Source organism: Wenjunlia tyrosinilytica, from assembly GCF_014646055.1.
GTDB classification, from domain to species: Bacteria; Actinomycetota; Actinomycetes; order Streptomycetales; family Streptomycetaceae; genus Wenjunlia; species Wenjunlia tyrosinilytica.
On record NZ_BMMS01000008.1, the window covers coordinates 89,030 to 103,174 of the forward strand.

Sequence of the window (14,145 nt, forward strand, 5' to 3'; positions counted from 1 at the left end):
GTTTCGTCCGGCTCGAATACGGGAAGCTCGCGGGGCCGGGGCCACGTACCCTCTTCTGTTGTGCCGAATGCCAACAATGACAGCAGCCAGACCCCGCAGTCACCGAACGTGCTCAGCCAGGTCCAGCGCCGGGCCGTGAGCGAGCTCCTTCGGGTCTCCCCGGTCGCGGACGACCTCGCCCGCCGGTTCGAGGAGGCGGGACACCACCTCGCACTCGTCGGGGGTTCGGTTCGCGACGCGCTGCTCGGCCGCCTCGGCAACGACCTGGACTTCACCACGGACGCCCGCCCCGAGCAGGTGCTCGCCATTGTCCGTCCCTGGGCGGACGCGGTGTGGGACGTGGGCATAGCGTTCGGCACGGTCGGGTGCCGCAAGCAGGACTTCCAGATCGAGATCACTACCTACAGGTCCGAGGCGTACGACCGGACTTCGCGCAAGCCCGAGGTGTCGTACGGCGACTCCATCGAGGAGGACCTGGTCCGCCGTGACTTCACCGTGAACGCCATGGCGGTGGCCCTGCCCGCGAAGGCGTTCATCGACCCCCACGGGGGCCTGGTGGACCTGGCGGAGCGAGTGCTGCGCACGCCGGGCACGCCGGAGGCGTCCTTCTCCGACGATCCGCTGCGGATGATGCGGGCCGCTCGCTTCGCGGCGCAGCTCGACTTCGAGGTCGCCCCCGAGGTGGTGACCGCGATGACGGAGATGGCCGAGCGCGTCGAGATCGTCTCCGCGGAGCGGGTGCGCGACGAGTTCAACAAGCTGATCATGTCGGCGCACCCCCGCAAGGGCCTTGAGCTGCTCGTGCGGACCGGTCTCGCGGAGCGGGTCTTCCCCGAGATCCCGGCGATGCGGCTGGAGCGTGACGAGCACCACCGCCACAAGGACGTCTACGAGCACACCCTGACCGTGCTCGAGCAGGCGATGGACCTCGAGGAGGAGGGTCCGGACCTGGTGCTGCGGCTGGCGGCCCTGCTGCACGACATCGGCAAGCCCAGGACCCGGCGGTTCGAGCAGGACGGGCGGGTCTCCTTCCACCACCACGAGGTGGTGGGCGCGAAGATGACCAAGTCCCGTATGACGAAGCTGAAGTACTCCAATGACCTGGTGAAGGACGTCTCCCGCCTGGTCGAGCTGCACCTGCGCTTCCACGGCTACGGTACGGGCGAGTGGACGGACTCCGCGGTGCGCCGCTACGTCCGGGACGCGGGGCCGCTGCTGAACCGCCTGCACAAGCTGACCCGTTCGGACTGCACCACCCGCAACCGGCGCAAGGCGGCGGCGCTGTCGAGGGCGTACGACGGGCTGGAGGAGCGCATCGCCAAGCTTCGGGAGCAGGAGAAGCTCGACGCGATCCGCCCCGACCTGGACGGCAACGAGATCATGGGCATCCTCGGTCTCAAGCCCGGCCCGCAGGTCGGCAGGGCGTACCAGCACCTGATGGAGCTGCGCCTGGAGTACGGCCCGATGGAGCACGACGCGGCGGTCGCCGCCCTGAAGGAGTGGTGGGCGACCCAGCAGGACTCCGCGCAGGCCTGAATCCTCGGAGTCCGGGCACGCACCAGGGGCGGTGTTTTACGTTGTTTCACGTGAAACACCGCCCCTGAGCGCTGTACTGAGCCGCCGGCGCCGATGTGCCGGCGTCGGCCTACTTGTGCTTCAGGCAGAGCACGAAGTTGTTGCCGCCGCCGCTCTCGTAGTACGCCGCGTCGCCGACCGTGCACTTCTGGGTGTCACTGGTGTCGTCGATCTTCTTCAGCACGGTGTACTGGGCCTTGGACGAACCGCAGTCCACGACCTCGAGGTCCGGCTTGAAGTTGGTGCCGCTGTTGTGCATGCAGTCACCCGCCTTCGCCGTTTCGGCGTCGTCACGGCTGGCTATGTAGCCGCCGATCGCGACAGCGAGGACGATCACCGGCACGACCACCAACTTGACGATCTTGGCCTTGGAGCGGCGCTGCGGCTGCGGCGCGGGGTAGCCGCCCGGCAAACCGCCCTGCGGGCCGCCCTGAGGCTGGTTGAAGTACGGCGAGGGCTGCGGGCCCCCGGGCTGGGGCGGTGTCTGCTGGCCGTAGGGGGCGCCGCCCTGGTAGGGCTGGGGCTGGGGCTGGGGCTGGCCGTACGGGTTCCCACCGTAGGGCGGCTGGGGGGTGGTCATGCGATTCCCTCGTTGGATGTTTGTTGGTGGATCGAAAGCACGCACGCTATCGACTGCCGCGGACACCCCCGCACTCATTTCCGTAACACTGCTGCTGCAATGAAGCGCTAACCGCCCGAAACACGGTCAAACGACCGAGCCCGCACCGCCGTCGCGTACCCCACGGCCGTTAGCGCGTACAGCACCGCGACGAGGACGAGCAGCGCGGACGACCTCCCGTCGGGGGGCAGCATCAGCGCGGTGAGTGCCGCGGCGCCCACGAACGCCACGTTGAACAGCACGTCGTAGAGGGAGAAGACCCGCCCCCGGAACCCGTCGTCCACCGTCTCCTGCACCACCGTGTCCGTCGCGATCTTCGCGCCCTGGGTGACCACCCCGAGCACGAACGCCGCCGCCAGCAGCGGGTAGGGGTGGAACGGCAGGCCGAGCGCCGGCTCCAGGACGGCGGCCGCCGCTGCGCAGAAGGTGATCCAGTTCTCCAGGCCCAGCCGGTCGGTCCCCCACGGGGTCACCAGAGCCGCCACGAAGAAGCCCGCCCCGGAGAAGCCCACCGCCAGCCCCAGCATGGCCAGCCCGTCCGAGGAGCCGCCGCCGACGCCGTTGAAGGTGTAGCGGCACAGCATGAGCACCGTCACGGTGAGCGCGCCGTAGCAGAAGCGCATCGCGGTCATGGCGCCCAGCGCGTAGGCGGCGAGCCGGCGTTCGGCCAGATGGCGCAGTCCCATCGCCATGTCGCGCACGGTCGCCACCACCGCGGAGCCCAGCGGAGGCCGCTCCCGGTCCGCCTCGGGGCCCAGCAGGTCCACCGGGATCCGCCGGGCGGCGAGCGCGGCGCACAGGTACAGGAGCGCGGACAGCAGGAGCACCACCGCGTCCGAGCCCGCCCCCTTCGCCATGAAGAGGTTCACCAGGAACGCCCCACCGCCGCCCACCGTGGCGGCGACGGTGCCCGCTGTCGGGGAGACCGCGTTCGCCATGAGGAGCCTGTCCTCGGGCACGACCCTCGGCAGGGAGGCGGACAGGCCCGCCAGGACGAAGCGGTTGGCCGCGGTGACCGACAGCGCCGAGAGGTACAGGAGCCAGTCGGAGACGACGGACAGGACGAGGACCGCGGTGACCGAGGCCAGCACCGCCCGCAGGAGGTTGCAGTAGAGCAGTGCCTGCCGTCTGCGCCAGCGGTCCAGCAGGACGCCGGTGAACGGTCCCAGCAGGGAGTACGGCAGCAGCAGGACCGCCATGGCCGAGGCGATGGCCGTGGCCGAGGTCTGCCGCTCCGGCGAGAAGACCACATGGGCGGCGAGCGCGACCTGGAAAGCACCGTCCGAGGCCTGCGAGAGCAGGCGCACCGCGAACAGCCGTCGGAAGTCCCGCAGCCGCAGCAGGGCCCGAAGATCGCGGAGGAACGACACGGCCCCAGGGTCGCACAGACACACGAGGGTCCCCGTGCGATACGCACGGGGACCCTCGGTCACAGGACGCCGTTCAAGGAGTCACCGGACGCCGCTCGAGCAGCGCCGCGGCGGCCCTGCTGTCCGGCCTCGAGCCGAACGTCAGCGCTCGACCTCGCCGCGGATGAACTTCTCGACGTTCTCGCGGGCCTCGTCGTCGAAGTACTGCACCGGGGGCGACTTCATGAAGTACGAGGACGCCGACAGGATCGGGCCGCCGATGCCGCGGTCCTTGGCGATCTTCGCGGCACGCAGCGCGTCGATGATGACACCGGCCGAGTTCGGGGAGTCCCAGACCTCGAGCTTGTACTCCAGGTTCAGCGGAACGTCACCGAAGGCACGGCCCTCGAGGCGCACGTACGCCCACTTGCGGTCGTCGAGCCACGCGACGTAGTCGGACGGGCCGATGTGGACGTTCTTGGCGCCCAGGTCGCGGTCGGGGATCTGGGAGGTGACGGCCTGAGTCTTGGAGATCTTCTTGGACTCCAGGCGCTCGCGCTCGAGCATGTTCTTGAAGTCCATGTTGCCGCCGACGTTCAGCTGCATGGTGCGCTCGAGGACGACACCGCGGTCCTCGAACAGCTTCGCCATCACGCGGTGGGTGATGGTGGCGCCCACCTGCGACTTGATGTCGTCACCGACGATCGGCACGCCCGCCTCGGTGAACTTGTCCGCCCACTCCTTGGTACCGGCGATGAAGACCGGAAGGGCGTTGACGAAGGCGACCTTGGCGTCGATGGCGCACTGCGCGTAGAACTTCGCGGCGTCCTCGGAACCCACGGGCAGGTAGCAGACCAGGACGTCGACCTGCTTGTCCTCGAGGACGCGCACGATGTCGACCGGCTCCTCGGAGGACTCCTCGATGGTCTCGAGGTAGTACTTGCCGAGGCCGTCGAGGGTGTGGCCGCGCTGGACGGTCACACCGGTCGGCGGGACGTCGCAGATCTTGATGGTGTTGTTCTCGCTGGCGCCGATGGCGTGCGCGAGGTCCTGGCCGACCTTCTTGGCGTCCACGTCGAACGCGGCCACGAACTCGACGTCGCGGACGTGGTAGTCGCCGAACTGCACGTGCATGAGGCCCGGCACGCGGCTGTCCGGGTCGGCGTCCTTGTAGTACTCGACGCCCTGCACCAGCGACGCGGCGCAGTTGCCCACGCCGACAATGGCTACGCGTACCGAACCCATTGCGGTTGCTCCCTGTGTTCTCGACCAGGCCCGCGACGGAAGCGGGCCTTGTTTGGCGGTGCCTTGATTGGCTGGGTCGACCGGTGGCGCGCGGCGCGCTGCCGCTGCCGCCGAGCGGTCCTACGTGGCGGTGTCGGACGGGTCCGGGCCAGTGCCCCGGTCCCGGGCCGAGCCGTCCTTGTCTGTTGAGTTGTTGCTCGGGTTGTTGCTCGAGTTGCTGCCGTCCGCGGCCCGGCGCGCCTCGCGCCCGGCCCGCTCGGTCTCGATCAGCTCGTTCAGCCAGCGGACCTCGCGCTCCACCGACTCCATCCCGTGGCGCTGCAGCTCGAGCGTGTAGTCGTCGAGCCGCTCGCGTGTCCTGGCGAGGGAGGCACGCATCTTCTCCAGCCGCTCCTCGAGGCGGCTGCGCCTTCCCTCCAGCACGCGCATGCGCACGGACTGGTCGGTCTGCCCGAAGAAGGCGAACCGGACGCCGAAGTGCTCGTCCTCCCAGGCGTCCGGGCCCGAGTTCGCCAGCAGCTCCTCGAAGTGCTCCTTGCCCTCGGCCGTGAGCCGGTAGACGATCTTCGCCCGCCTGCCGGCCAGGGGCGCGGCGAGCGGATCCGGAACGGGGCTGTGCTCCTCGATCAACCATCCCTTGGCGACCAGCGTTTTCAGACAGGGGTAGAGGGTGCCGTAGCTGAACGCACGGAACGTTCCGAGCAGGGTGTTGAGCCGCTTGCGCAGCTCGTATCCGTGCATCGGCGACTCGCGCAGCAGACCGAGGACGGCGAACTCGAGCATGTTGGAACGTCTGCTCACCGCTCGCACCCTCCTCGTCCATCCGCGCCGGTCCCGCGTCTGCCATTGCTCGTTCCGATGCATCCGGGCGATATGCCGCCACGATGTATCGACTCGATACATCTGGACGATAGAACGGTGATCGAGATGTGGCAAGAGGGGGTGCGGTGAACGGCGTCACACAGAAGTTCTCGGAGGGCCAACTGACCGCTATACGCCGAAGGTGCGCATCAAGCAGGTTTTGACCGTGCGTACTCTTTCCCTTGCAGTCCGATGCAGTCCGAGAACTGTGGACCTGGAACCATGGGACGCTGCTGAGCGTCTGAAGTCCTCTGTGTGCCCGCTCCTTGAGCAATCGGACCCCAAGGGTCCACACTGCCGGGGCGACGGACGCCGGGGGACCGGAAGACAACTGCCGCCTTCAGGCGCTATCGCCTGCCCGAGGAGTAGCTGGAACGATGAGCGAGCACCGCCGGAAGCCGCCTCAGTCGCAGGGTGGCGGCGGCCGAGCCGCCGCGCGACGCGGAGCGCAGCCCCCGCAGCCGTCCGGTCGTCGAGCGACCCCGCCCAGCGGAGCGTCCCCTTCGTCAGGAGCTTCGAGCGGGGGGCAGCCCCGCGCCCGGTCCGGGGCCGCGCAGCCGCGTGGAGGAAGGGCCGAAGCCCGCCGTGCGGCGCAGGCCGCCTCCCGGGGCGGCCGACGCCGCGGCGCCACGACCGCCCATGCCTCGGGCGCGGGCGGAGGGCGCGCGGGCGGTGGCGGCGGTGGCGGCGGCGGTGGCCGCAAGCGCTTCATCGACTACCCGAGGGCCGGCCGCGCCGGTGCCAAGCGGTGGATGCCGTCGTGGCGGCTGGTGACCGGCATCTGCCTGTCGTTCCTCGGCATGCTCGTCGGCCTGTCCTGGATCGCCTTCCTGCTCGTCGGCGTCCCCGACGAGGCCAAGGCCGCCTCCACCCAGCAGAGCAACGTCTTCTACTGGTCCGACGGCAAGGTCATGGGCCACCGGGGTGAGACCAACCGGCAGAACGTCGACCTGGCGAAGATCTCCACCCATATGCAGGACGCGGTCATCTCCGCGGAGAACGCCAGCTTCCGCACCGACTCCGGCGTCGACCCGAAGGGCATCGCCCGGGCCCTGTTCAACATGGCCACCGGCGGTGACACCCAGGGCGGCTCCACCATCACCCAGCAGTATGTGAAGAACACCTACTTGAGCCAGGAGCAGACGCTCAGCCGCAAGTTCAAGGAGATGTTCATCTCGATAAAGGTGAGCACCACCCAGGACAAGGACAAGATCCTCCAGGGCTATCTCAACACCGCCTGGTACGGGCGCGGCGCCTACGGCATCCAGGCGGCCGCGCAGGCGTACTTCCACAAGGACGCCGCGAACCTGAACTCCAACGAGAGCGCGTTCCTCACCGCACTGCTGAAGAACGCCAACCTCTACAACCCCGACGGCGGCGTCGGCCCGGGCGCCTCGCCCCAGGAGAACCGCCAGCGCGCCGAGGGCCGCTGGAACGACGTCCTCAACGCCATGGTCAAGCACGGCAAGCTCTCCCAGAGCGAGCGGGACTCCTACAAGTTCCCCAAGGTCAAGGGCCAGACCGTCGAGCAGGGGCAGGCCGGCCAGATCGGCTACCTGATGGACACCGCCGAGAAGTACATCCTGAAGAAGACCAACCTCACCAAGAAGGACCTGGAGCTCGGCGGCTTCAGCATCCACACCACCTTCGACCGCAAGAAGGTCAAGGAGCTCGAGACCGCGGTCAAGAAGGTCCGCAAGGCCAACATCGACGAGAAGCTGCGCCCGGGCAAGGACAAGCACGTCCAGTTCGGCGCGGCCTCGATCGCGCCGGGCGACGGAAAGATCGTCGCGCTCTACGGCGGTGGCGACTACGTCAAGCACTTCACCAACAACGCCGACACCCAGGGCGTCCCGGTCGGTTCGACGTGGAAGCCGTTCGTGCTCGCGGCGGCCATGGACAGCGGCACCTACAAGTCCGACGGCCCGATCTCCCCGATGAGCAAGTACCTGGCCAACGACCTGATGAAGATCAGGAACCCGGACGGCTCGTACGTGCGGAACAAGGACGGCTCGTTCTTCCTCCAGAAGAACGAGGGGACGACGCGGTGGGGCGCCATCACGCTGCGCAAGGCGATGGAGCAGTCCATCAACGTCCCGTTCGTCCAGCTCGGCATGGACGTCGGCATGGACAAGGTCATGAAGATGGCCGAGTCGGCGGGCATCTCGCACGACAGCATGGCCGAGCGCAATGCCTCGTTCGCCCTGGGTACCTCCACTCCCTCCGCCATCCGGATGGCGGACGCCTACGGCACCTTCGCCTCCTCCGGGCTGCGGGCGGAGCCGTACTCGGTGACGAGCGTGGAGAAGGAGGGCCAGCCGCTGGCGGGCTTCGGCAAGCCTAAGACGAGCCAGACCATCGACGACAACGTGGCCAACAACGTCACCGACGTCCTCAAGAACGTGATCAAGAACGGTACGGGTAGGAAGGCGCTCGCGCTCGGCCGTCCCGCGGCCGGCAAGACCGGTACCACCGACAAGAACAAGTCGGCGTGGTTCGTCGGCTACACGCCGCAGCTGTCCACGGCGGTCACGATGTTCCGCGAGGACCCGAAGAAGCACAAGCTGCTGTCCATGAACGGCGTGGGCGGCAAGGACTCCATCCACGGTGGTGACCTGCCGACCGAGGTGTGGACCGAGTACATGAGGGCCGCGCTGGAGGGCAGGACGGCCCAGGACTTCCCGTCGGCCACCGACCTCGGCGAGGTGACGGACGGGCTGGGCGTGCCCAAGCCGACCCCCTCGGCCCCGCCGAGCAGCACCTCGCCGACCCCCTCGGACACCCCGTCCTCCCCGTCGCCGTCGCCGTCGAGTTCGCCGTCGAACTCCCCGTCCCCCTCGCCGTCGAACTCGCCGTGCCGCAACCCCGTCGACTGCACCGACGGCGGCCAGGACGGCGGCGCGAACGGAGGCCAGGACGGTGGCCCCGTGAACGGAGGCAACAGCAACAGCGGGGGCAGCAACGGAGGCAATCCGGACGGCGGCAGTACCAGCAGTTCCAACGGGACGATCTTCGGGCAGGACGGCGGCGCCTAGCCCTTCCCGACAGGGCTTCGGCCCGGCGTCCGCCCGGGCTGGGCCCGGCGCACCGGCGGCCACGGCGAGCACAGGCACCACGCTCGCCGTGGCCGCGGCCGTTCCCGGGCCGTCCCCGACCGCGGGGGCGCCGTAGGGCAGGATGGCGGGCATGACGAGCGTGCGCGAAGACCATGCGGGCCGCCGTGACGGCCGCGGCCCCGTGCTGCCGACCGCGGAGGACCCCGTCGCCGTGACCGGCAGCGAGGCGCTCGGCGGCCCGCCGGGACGGCGGCTCGTCGTCGGGAGGGGGTGGTGGACGCCCCTGCGGGTGATGGCCCTCGCCGTCATCGCGATGTTCGCGCTCGGCATGGTGCAGAAGTACCCCTGCTACGACGGGGCGTGGTTCTTCGGGGCGAACGCGCAGTACACGCACGCCTGCTACTCGGACATCCCGCACCTGTTCCAGGGGCGAGGCTTCGCGGACGGCCTCGTGCCGTACTTCGACAAGATCCCCTCGAATGTCTCGGGCGGGATGGACTACCTCGAGTACCCGGTGCTCACGGGCGCGCTGATGCAGCTCGCCGCCTGGTTCACCCCGGACGGGGGCTCCATCCAGGACCGCGAGCAGGCGTACTGGATGGCGAACGCCTCCCTGCTGATGATCTGCGCCGTCGTCGTGGTCGTGGCCGTGGCGCGCACCCACCGCAGGCGGCCCTGGGACGCCCTGCTCGTGGCGCTCGCGCCCGCTCTCGCGCTGAACGCCACCATCAACTGGGACCTGCTCGCCGTGGCGCTCACGGCGATCGCGATGTACCTGTGGTCGCGAGGGAGGACGGGCTGGGCGGGGGTCCTCATCGGGCTCGCCACCGCGGCGAAGCTCTATCCCGTGCTCCTGCTCGGCCCCCTGCTGGTGCTGTGTCTGAGGGCCGGGCGGATGCGGGACTTCGGCAGGGCGCTGTGGGGGGCCGTCGCGGCATGGGTGGTGGTGAACCTGCCCTTCATCCTGCTCGCGCCGCAGGGATGGGCGAAGTTCTACACCTTCAGCCAGGAGCGCGGGGAGGACTACGGCTCGTTCTGGCTGATCCTGATGCAGCAGCGGGGGCAGGCCCTCGACGGGCTCAACACGTACTGCTCGGTGGCGATGCTGGTGATCTGCGCGGCCATCGGCGTGCTGGCCCTGTCCACCCGTCGGCGCCCGCGCTTGGCTCAACTGGCCTTCCTGGTCGTGGCGGCGTTCGTGCTGACCAACAAGGTGTACTCGCCGCAGTACGTCCTCTGGCTCATCCCCCTGGCCGCCCTCGCGCGGCCGCGCTGGCGCGACTTCCTGATCTGGCAGGCGGCCGAGGTCATGTACTTCCTCGGCGTGTGGCTGTACCTGGCCAACAACATCGGCGACAAGCACCAGGGCCTGCCCGAGGGCGGCTACCACGCCGTCATCGCCGTCCACCTGCTCGGCACGCTGTACCTGTGCGCGATGGTCGTGCGCGACATGCTCCACCCGGAACACGACCCGGTCCGCCAGGACGGCACCGACGACCCCTCCGGCGGCCCCCTGGACGGCGCCCGGGACCACTGGACCCTCACCCGTCCCTCCCCGGGCCCCCTGGAGAAGGCGCAGTACGTCCACTGGGGCACAACCAGTCCGGGCACGGACTAACCCACCACCCGTTCGAGTGAAGCACCGTATTTAAACCCAATAGAGGGTGATTTCTGCCTACGTTTCTGTGCATGAACGACAAACCGATCGTCCCTGCACAGCGACGTACGGATGCCATCGACATCAACGATTTCGTCTTCGCGGCGACGGGCGCGAGGGTCCGCAGACTGACCCTCCCGGACGGCGAGCACTGGTTCCCGGCCGTCGACCTGTGCAGGAACCTGGGCTACGTCAACACGCGTCAGGCCGTCCTCGTACACGTCCCGGAGGAGGCGCGGCTGACGCTGGAGACTCTCGCGCGAAGCGTCTACAGGGGAGACACTTCGCACAATCTCGCAGGCCACGGGCTCAAGAGATCCATGCGCATGGTCAATCTCCAAGGCCTTGTACGACTCGTCAACGGCTCCACCAAGCCCGAGTCCGAACCCTTCAAGCGCTGGGTCACCGACGTCATCCTGACCGTCCAGCGTGAAGGCTCCTACTCCCTGCCCGGCAAGCAACCCGCCGACGAGCCCGTGGACCCGGCCCCGACCGATCGCCTCGTGGACGCGATCGCTGGACTGGAGCACGCGCATCGCGCGTCCCACCGCACGCTCGACCGAATTGCGGACTCCCTTGCGGCCATCGCCGACCGGATGCCCGTGCCCGGCACCGCATCTCCCACACCCGTGCCCGTCCCCACCCGCAGGCAGGTGCTTGCCGAGTGGCAGGCGCGGGTGCCGCTCGGTGACGACGCGTGGGCCGTGGCCGCGTACATCCTCCCGTTGCTCCTGGAGGAGGGGCAGTTGACGGCCTCACTCGAAAGGATCTCGGCGGCGACCGGGCTGCCGCGGCAGCGGGTGAACGCCTGCCTGGGGATGCTGATGCGCAACGGCTGCATCCGGCAGGCGGGGCTGATCAGTCCTCACGGGGACCCGCTCTACGTTCTCGTCCGGCCGCAGGCCTGGTTGTCGCAGGCGTAGCCGACAGGAAGGGGCCGGAGGCCGCGATGGTGCGGTCTCCGGCCTTTTCGCGAGTCAGGGGTGGGTCAGGCTCTGCGGTCGACCAGACGGTCGAAGTGGGTGGTGGTGTGGCGGAGGTGGGCCACCAGTTCGTCGCCCACGGCCGGGGGGGCCACGTCGGAGGGGAGGTAGAGGATGCTCACCTGCATGTGCGGGGGCTCGGCGAACCAGCGTTGCTTGCCGGCCCACACGAACGGCGAGAGGTTCCTGTTCACCGTGGCCAGGCCCGCACGGGCGACGCCCTTCGCGCGCGGCATCACGCCGTGCATCGCCTTCGGGGCCTCCAGGCCCACACCGTGGGACGTGCCGCCCGCCACGACCACCAGGTGGCCGTCGGAGGACGCCTTCTGCTGGCGGTAGCCGAAGCGGTCGCCCTTCGAGACGCGGGTGACGTCCAGGACCGCGCCCCGGTACTCCGTCGCCTCGTGGTCGCCCAGCCACAGCCGGGTGCCGACCCGGGCGCGGAACGTGGTCTGCGGGAACTCCCGCTGCAGCCGCGCCAGTTCGTCCGACTTCACATGGCTGACGAAGACGGTGTGCAGTGGCAGGCGTGCTCCCCGGAGGCGGTCGATCCACTGCATGACCTCGTCCACCGCGTCCGAGCCGTCGGTGCGGTCGAGCGGCAGGTGGATCGCGAAGCCCTCGAGCCGCACGTCCTCGATCGCGCTGTGCAGCTTCACCAGGTCGTCCTCGGCGATGCCGTGGCGCTTCATGGAGCTCATGACCTCGACGACGACCCGTGCGCCCACGAGCGCGCGCACGCCCTCCACCGACGAGACCGAGCGGATCACCCGGTCCGGCAGCGGGACCGGGTCCTCGCCGAGGCGGTACGGCGTGAGCACGAGCAGGTCACCGTTGAAGTGGTCCTTGGCCCTGGCGGCCTCGTACGTCGTGCCGACGGCCAGCAGGTTCGCGCCGAACCGCGAAGCCTCCTCCGCCAGCCGCATGTTGTCGAAGCCGTAGCCGTTCCCCTTGGCGACGGGAACGAGCCCGGGGAAGGCCTCCAGGACCGCGGACTGGTGTGCCCGCCAGCGGTCGGTGTCGACGTAGAGCGTGAGCGCCATGGCTGTTGGAACCCCTCTCGTTTAGCGGCGCGACATGTAGATGTCGAGTGCCTTGTGGAGCAGCTTGTTGAGGGGGAAGTCCCACTCGCCGATGTACTCGGCGGCCTGTCCGCCCGTGCCCAGTTTGAACTGGATCAGCCCGAAGAGGTGGTCCTCCTCGTCCAGGCTGTCCCCGATGCCCCGCAGGTCGTACACGGTGCCACCGAGCGCGTAGGCGTCGCGCAGCATCCGCCACTGGATGGCGTTGCTCGGGCGGACCTCCCGCTTGTGGTTGGCGGAGGCGCCGTAGGAGTACCAGACGTGCCCGCCGACGGTCAGCATGGTCGTGGCCGCGAGCGCCTCGCCCTCGTGCACGGCCAGGTACAGGCGCATGCGGTTGGGGTCCTCGGCGGTCAACGCGTTCCACATCCGCTGGAAGTAGCTCAGGGGCCGCGGGCGGAAGCCGTCGCGCTCCGCGGTGACCACATAGAGGTCGTGGAAGATCTTCAGCTCGTCGTACCCGCCCTGGTAGACCTCGACGCCGGCCTTCTCGGCCTTCTTGATGTTGCGCCGCCAGAGCTGGTTGAAGCCCTTGTGCACGTCGTCCAGGCTGCGGCCCTCCAGCGGCACCTGGAACACATACCGGGGCTGCACGTCGCCGAAGCCCGCCCCGCCGTCCTCGCCCTGCTGCCAGCCCATGCGGCGCAGCCGGTCCGACACCTCGAAGGCGCGCGGCTCGATGAAGGTGGCCTCGACGTCCCGCAGCCGCTTCGCCTGCTTGCCCGCGATGGCTTCCTTGATCACGGGGGCGTCCCAGCGCCGGATGACGACCGGCGGGCCCATCTTGACCGAGAAGGCGCCCACCGACTTCAGATGGGCGAGCATGGGCTTCATCCACTGCTCGAGATTGGGGTCGAACCAGTTGATGACCGGGCCCTCGGGCATGTAGGCGAGGTACCGCTTGACCTTGGGGAGCTGCCGGTAGAGCACGAGAGCCGTGCCGACGAGCTGCCCGCCCTGGTCGAACCACCCGAGGCTCTCCGAGCGCCATTCGGCCTTCACATCGGCCCATGCCGGCACCTGCATGTGGCTCGCGGAGGGCAGGCTCCGGATGAAGGCCAGGTGCTCCTCGCGGCTGATGGTCCTCAGGCTCAGGGTCATGCGCGGCGCTCCTCGGGGGCTGCAAGGCTGTCGCGTCGCAGCCTACTGCGCCGGGCGGGGCTCGGGGCCTGCCGCCGTAGGGGCGGCAGGCCCCGAGACACCGGATCCCGGCCGTACGGCCCCCCGCGCGGCTCACGGTGCCGGGCGGGGGTGCCGTCGCTCGGGGATCCCTCCGCGGCTCAGCCGATCACCCCGCCCCACAGGCCTCCGTGCGCCAACCCGAGGTAGAGGCCCACCGCCGACGCGCCCAGACCGAGGATGGCCACGAAGCGCTCCGCCGTCGTCGCGGAGATCATCTGCGCCCACAGGCCCGTGCAGACCCCGATCAGGCCGGTCCACGAACTCAGCAGGTGCAGTCCGGGCCAGATCGAGGTGATGGCCGCGATCAGTCCGAGCAGGGCCGTGACCGCGGCGAAGCCGTTCTCCACCGGATGGGCCTTGCCGTCGGTGTTCAGAGTCAGCGGGATGTTCCGGAACGTCTGTGCCATAGGGCACCTCCGAGATGGACAGAGGGTGCCGGGCGGGCTGCGCACCGTAACGGGTCCACCCACCCGATGTGTACAGATTGCGCGGGTTGGCGGGCGGATTTCAAGAGGCCGAACGAGTGCGGGTAGTCT

At 69.2% G+C, this 14,145-nt stretch carries 11 protein-coding genes; 4 read left to right on the top strand and 7 right to left on the bottom strand.

Features of this window, described 5'->3' with window-relative positions:
• The first annotated feature begins 60 nt into the window (after positions 1-60).
• Positions 61-1,536, top strand: coding sequence for a CCA tRNA nucleotidyltransferase (locus IEY86_RS10950; RefSeq protein WP_189131391.1), 1,476 nt, complete (start codon positions 61-63; stop codon positions 1,534-1,536).
• Positions 1,537-1,645: 109 nt separating this feature from the next.
• Here IEY86_RS10950 and IEY86_RS10955 read toward each other — a convergent pair whose 3' ends face one another.
• From IEY86_RS10955 to IEY86_RS10970, 4 genes are all read right to left on the bottom strand, one after another.
• Positions 1,646-2,155 carry an LppU/SCO3897 family protein gene (locus IEY86_RS10955; protein WP_189131392.1) on the bottom strand — a complete coding sequence of 170 codons (510 nt, stop codon included), beginning with the start codon at positions 2,153-2,155 and terminating at the stop codon, positions 1,646-1,648.
• A gap of 107 nt (positions 2,156-2,262) precedes the next feature.
• Positions 2,263-3,564, bottom strand: coding sequence for an MFS transporter (locus IEY86_RS10960; protein ID WP_189131393.1), 1,302 nt, complete (start codon positions 3,562-3,564; stop codon positions 2,263-2,265).
• Positions 3,565-3,705: 141 nt separating this feature from the next.
• Positions 3,706-4,788, bottom strand: a complete 1,083-nt coding sequence (locus IEY86_RS10965; protein WP_189131394.1) for an inositol-3-phosphate synthase — start codon at positions 4,786-4,788, stop codon at positions 3,706-3,708.
• 120 nt (positions 4,789-4,908) lie between these two features.
• A complete protein-coding gene (locus tag IEY86_RS10970; RefSeq protein WP_189131395.1) occupies positions 4,909-5,589 on the bottom strand; it encodes a PadR family transcriptional regulator in 681 nt (226 codons plus the stop codon).
• Positions 5,590-6,026: 437 nt separating this feature from the next.
• Here IEY86_RS10970 and IEY86_RS10975 point away from each other — a divergent pair, with 437 nt between their 5' ends.
• The 3 genes from IEY86_RS10975 to IEY86_RS10985 all read left to right on the top strand — a co-directional run bounded on the left by IEY86_RS10975 (position 6,027) and on the right by IEY86_RS10985 (position 11,285).
• Positions 6,027-8,684 (top strand): transglycosylase domain-containing protein, encoded by a 2,658-nt coding sequence (locus IEY86_RS10975; protein ID WP_189131396.1) that lies wholly within the window; start codon positions 6,027-6,029, stop codon positions 8,682-8,684.
• Positions 8,685-8,826: 142 nt separating this feature from the next.
• A complete protein-coding gene (locus IEY86_RS10980; protein ID WP_373286993.1) occupies positions 8,827-10,323 on the top strand; it encodes a glycosyltransferase family 87 protein in 1,497 nt (498 codons plus the stop codon).
• Positions 10,324-10,394: 71 nt separating this feature from the next.
• Positions 10,395-11,285 (top strand): BRO-N domain-containing protein, encoded by an 891-nt coding sequence (locus tag IEY86_RS10985; protein ID WP_189131398.1) that lies wholly within the window; start codon positions 10,395-10,397, stop codon positions 11,283-11,285.
• Positions 11,286-11,350: 65 nt separating this feature from the next.
• Here the strand turns inward: IEY86_RS10985 and IEY86_RS10990 are convergent, their stop codons facing one another.
• The 3 genes from IEY86_RS10990 to IEY86_RS11000 all read right to left on the bottom strand — a co-directional run bounded on the left by IEY86_RS10990 (position 11,351) and on the right by IEY86_RS11000 (position 14,016).
• Positions 11,351-12,388, bottom strand: a complete 1,038-nt coding sequence (locus IEY86_RS10990) for an alanine racemase (RefSeq protein ID WP_189131399.1) — start codon at positions 12,386-12,388, stop codon at positions 11,351-11,353.
• A gap of 21 nt (positions 12,389-12,409) precedes the next feature.
• Positions 12,410-13,528 carry a lipid II:glycine glycyltransferase FemX gene (locus IEY86_RS10995; protein WP_189131400.1) on the bottom strand — a complete coding sequence of 373 codons (1,119 nt, stop codon included), beginning with the start codon at positions 13,526-13,528 and terminating at the stop codon, positions 12,410-12,412.
• Between the two features lie 179 nt (positions 13,529-13,707).
• Positions 13,708-14,016: a hypothetical protein gene (locus IEY86_RS11000; protein WP_189131401.1), complete on the bottom strand. Its 309-nt coding sequence runs from the start codon at positions 14,014-14,016 to the stop codon at positions 13,708-13,710.
• Positions 14,017-14,145: the final 129 nt, after the last annotated feature.

Bases quoted from the DNA above. Each gene is read 5' to 3' on its own strand.
- IEY86_RS10965 (WP_189131394.1), bottom strand. From the start codon at position 4,788: ATGGGTTCGGTACGCGTAGCCATTGTCGGCGTGGGCAACTGCGCCGCG.
- IEY86_RS11000 (WP_189131401.1), bottom strand. From the start codon at position 14,016: ATGGCACAGACGTTCCGGAACATCCCGCTGACTCTGAACACCGACGGC.
- IEY86_RS10975 (WP_189131396.1), top strand. From the start codon at position 6,027: ATGAGCGAGCACCGCCGGAAGCCGCCTCAGTCGCAGGGTGGCGGCGGC.
- IEY86_RS10980 (WP_373286993.1), top strand. From the start codon at position 8,827: ATGGCGGGCATGACGAGCGTGCGCGAAGACCATGCGGGCCGCCGTGAC.
- IEY86_RS10985 (WP_189131398.1), top strand. From the start codon at position 10,395: ATGAACGACAAACCGATCGTCCCTGCACAGCGACGTACGGATGCCATC.
- IEY86_RS10995 (WP_189131400.1), bottom strand. From the start codon at position 13,528: ATGACCCTGAGCCTGAGGACCATCAGCCGCGAGGAGCACCTGGCCTTC.
- IEY86_RS10990 (WP_189131399.1), bottom strand. From the start codon at position 12,388: ATGGCGCTCACGCTCTACGTCGACACCGACCGCTGGCGGGCACACCAG.
- IEY86_RS10955 (WP_189131392.1), bottom strand. From the start codon at position 2,155: ATGACCACCCCCCAGCCGCCCTACGGTGGGAACCCGTACGGCCAGCCC.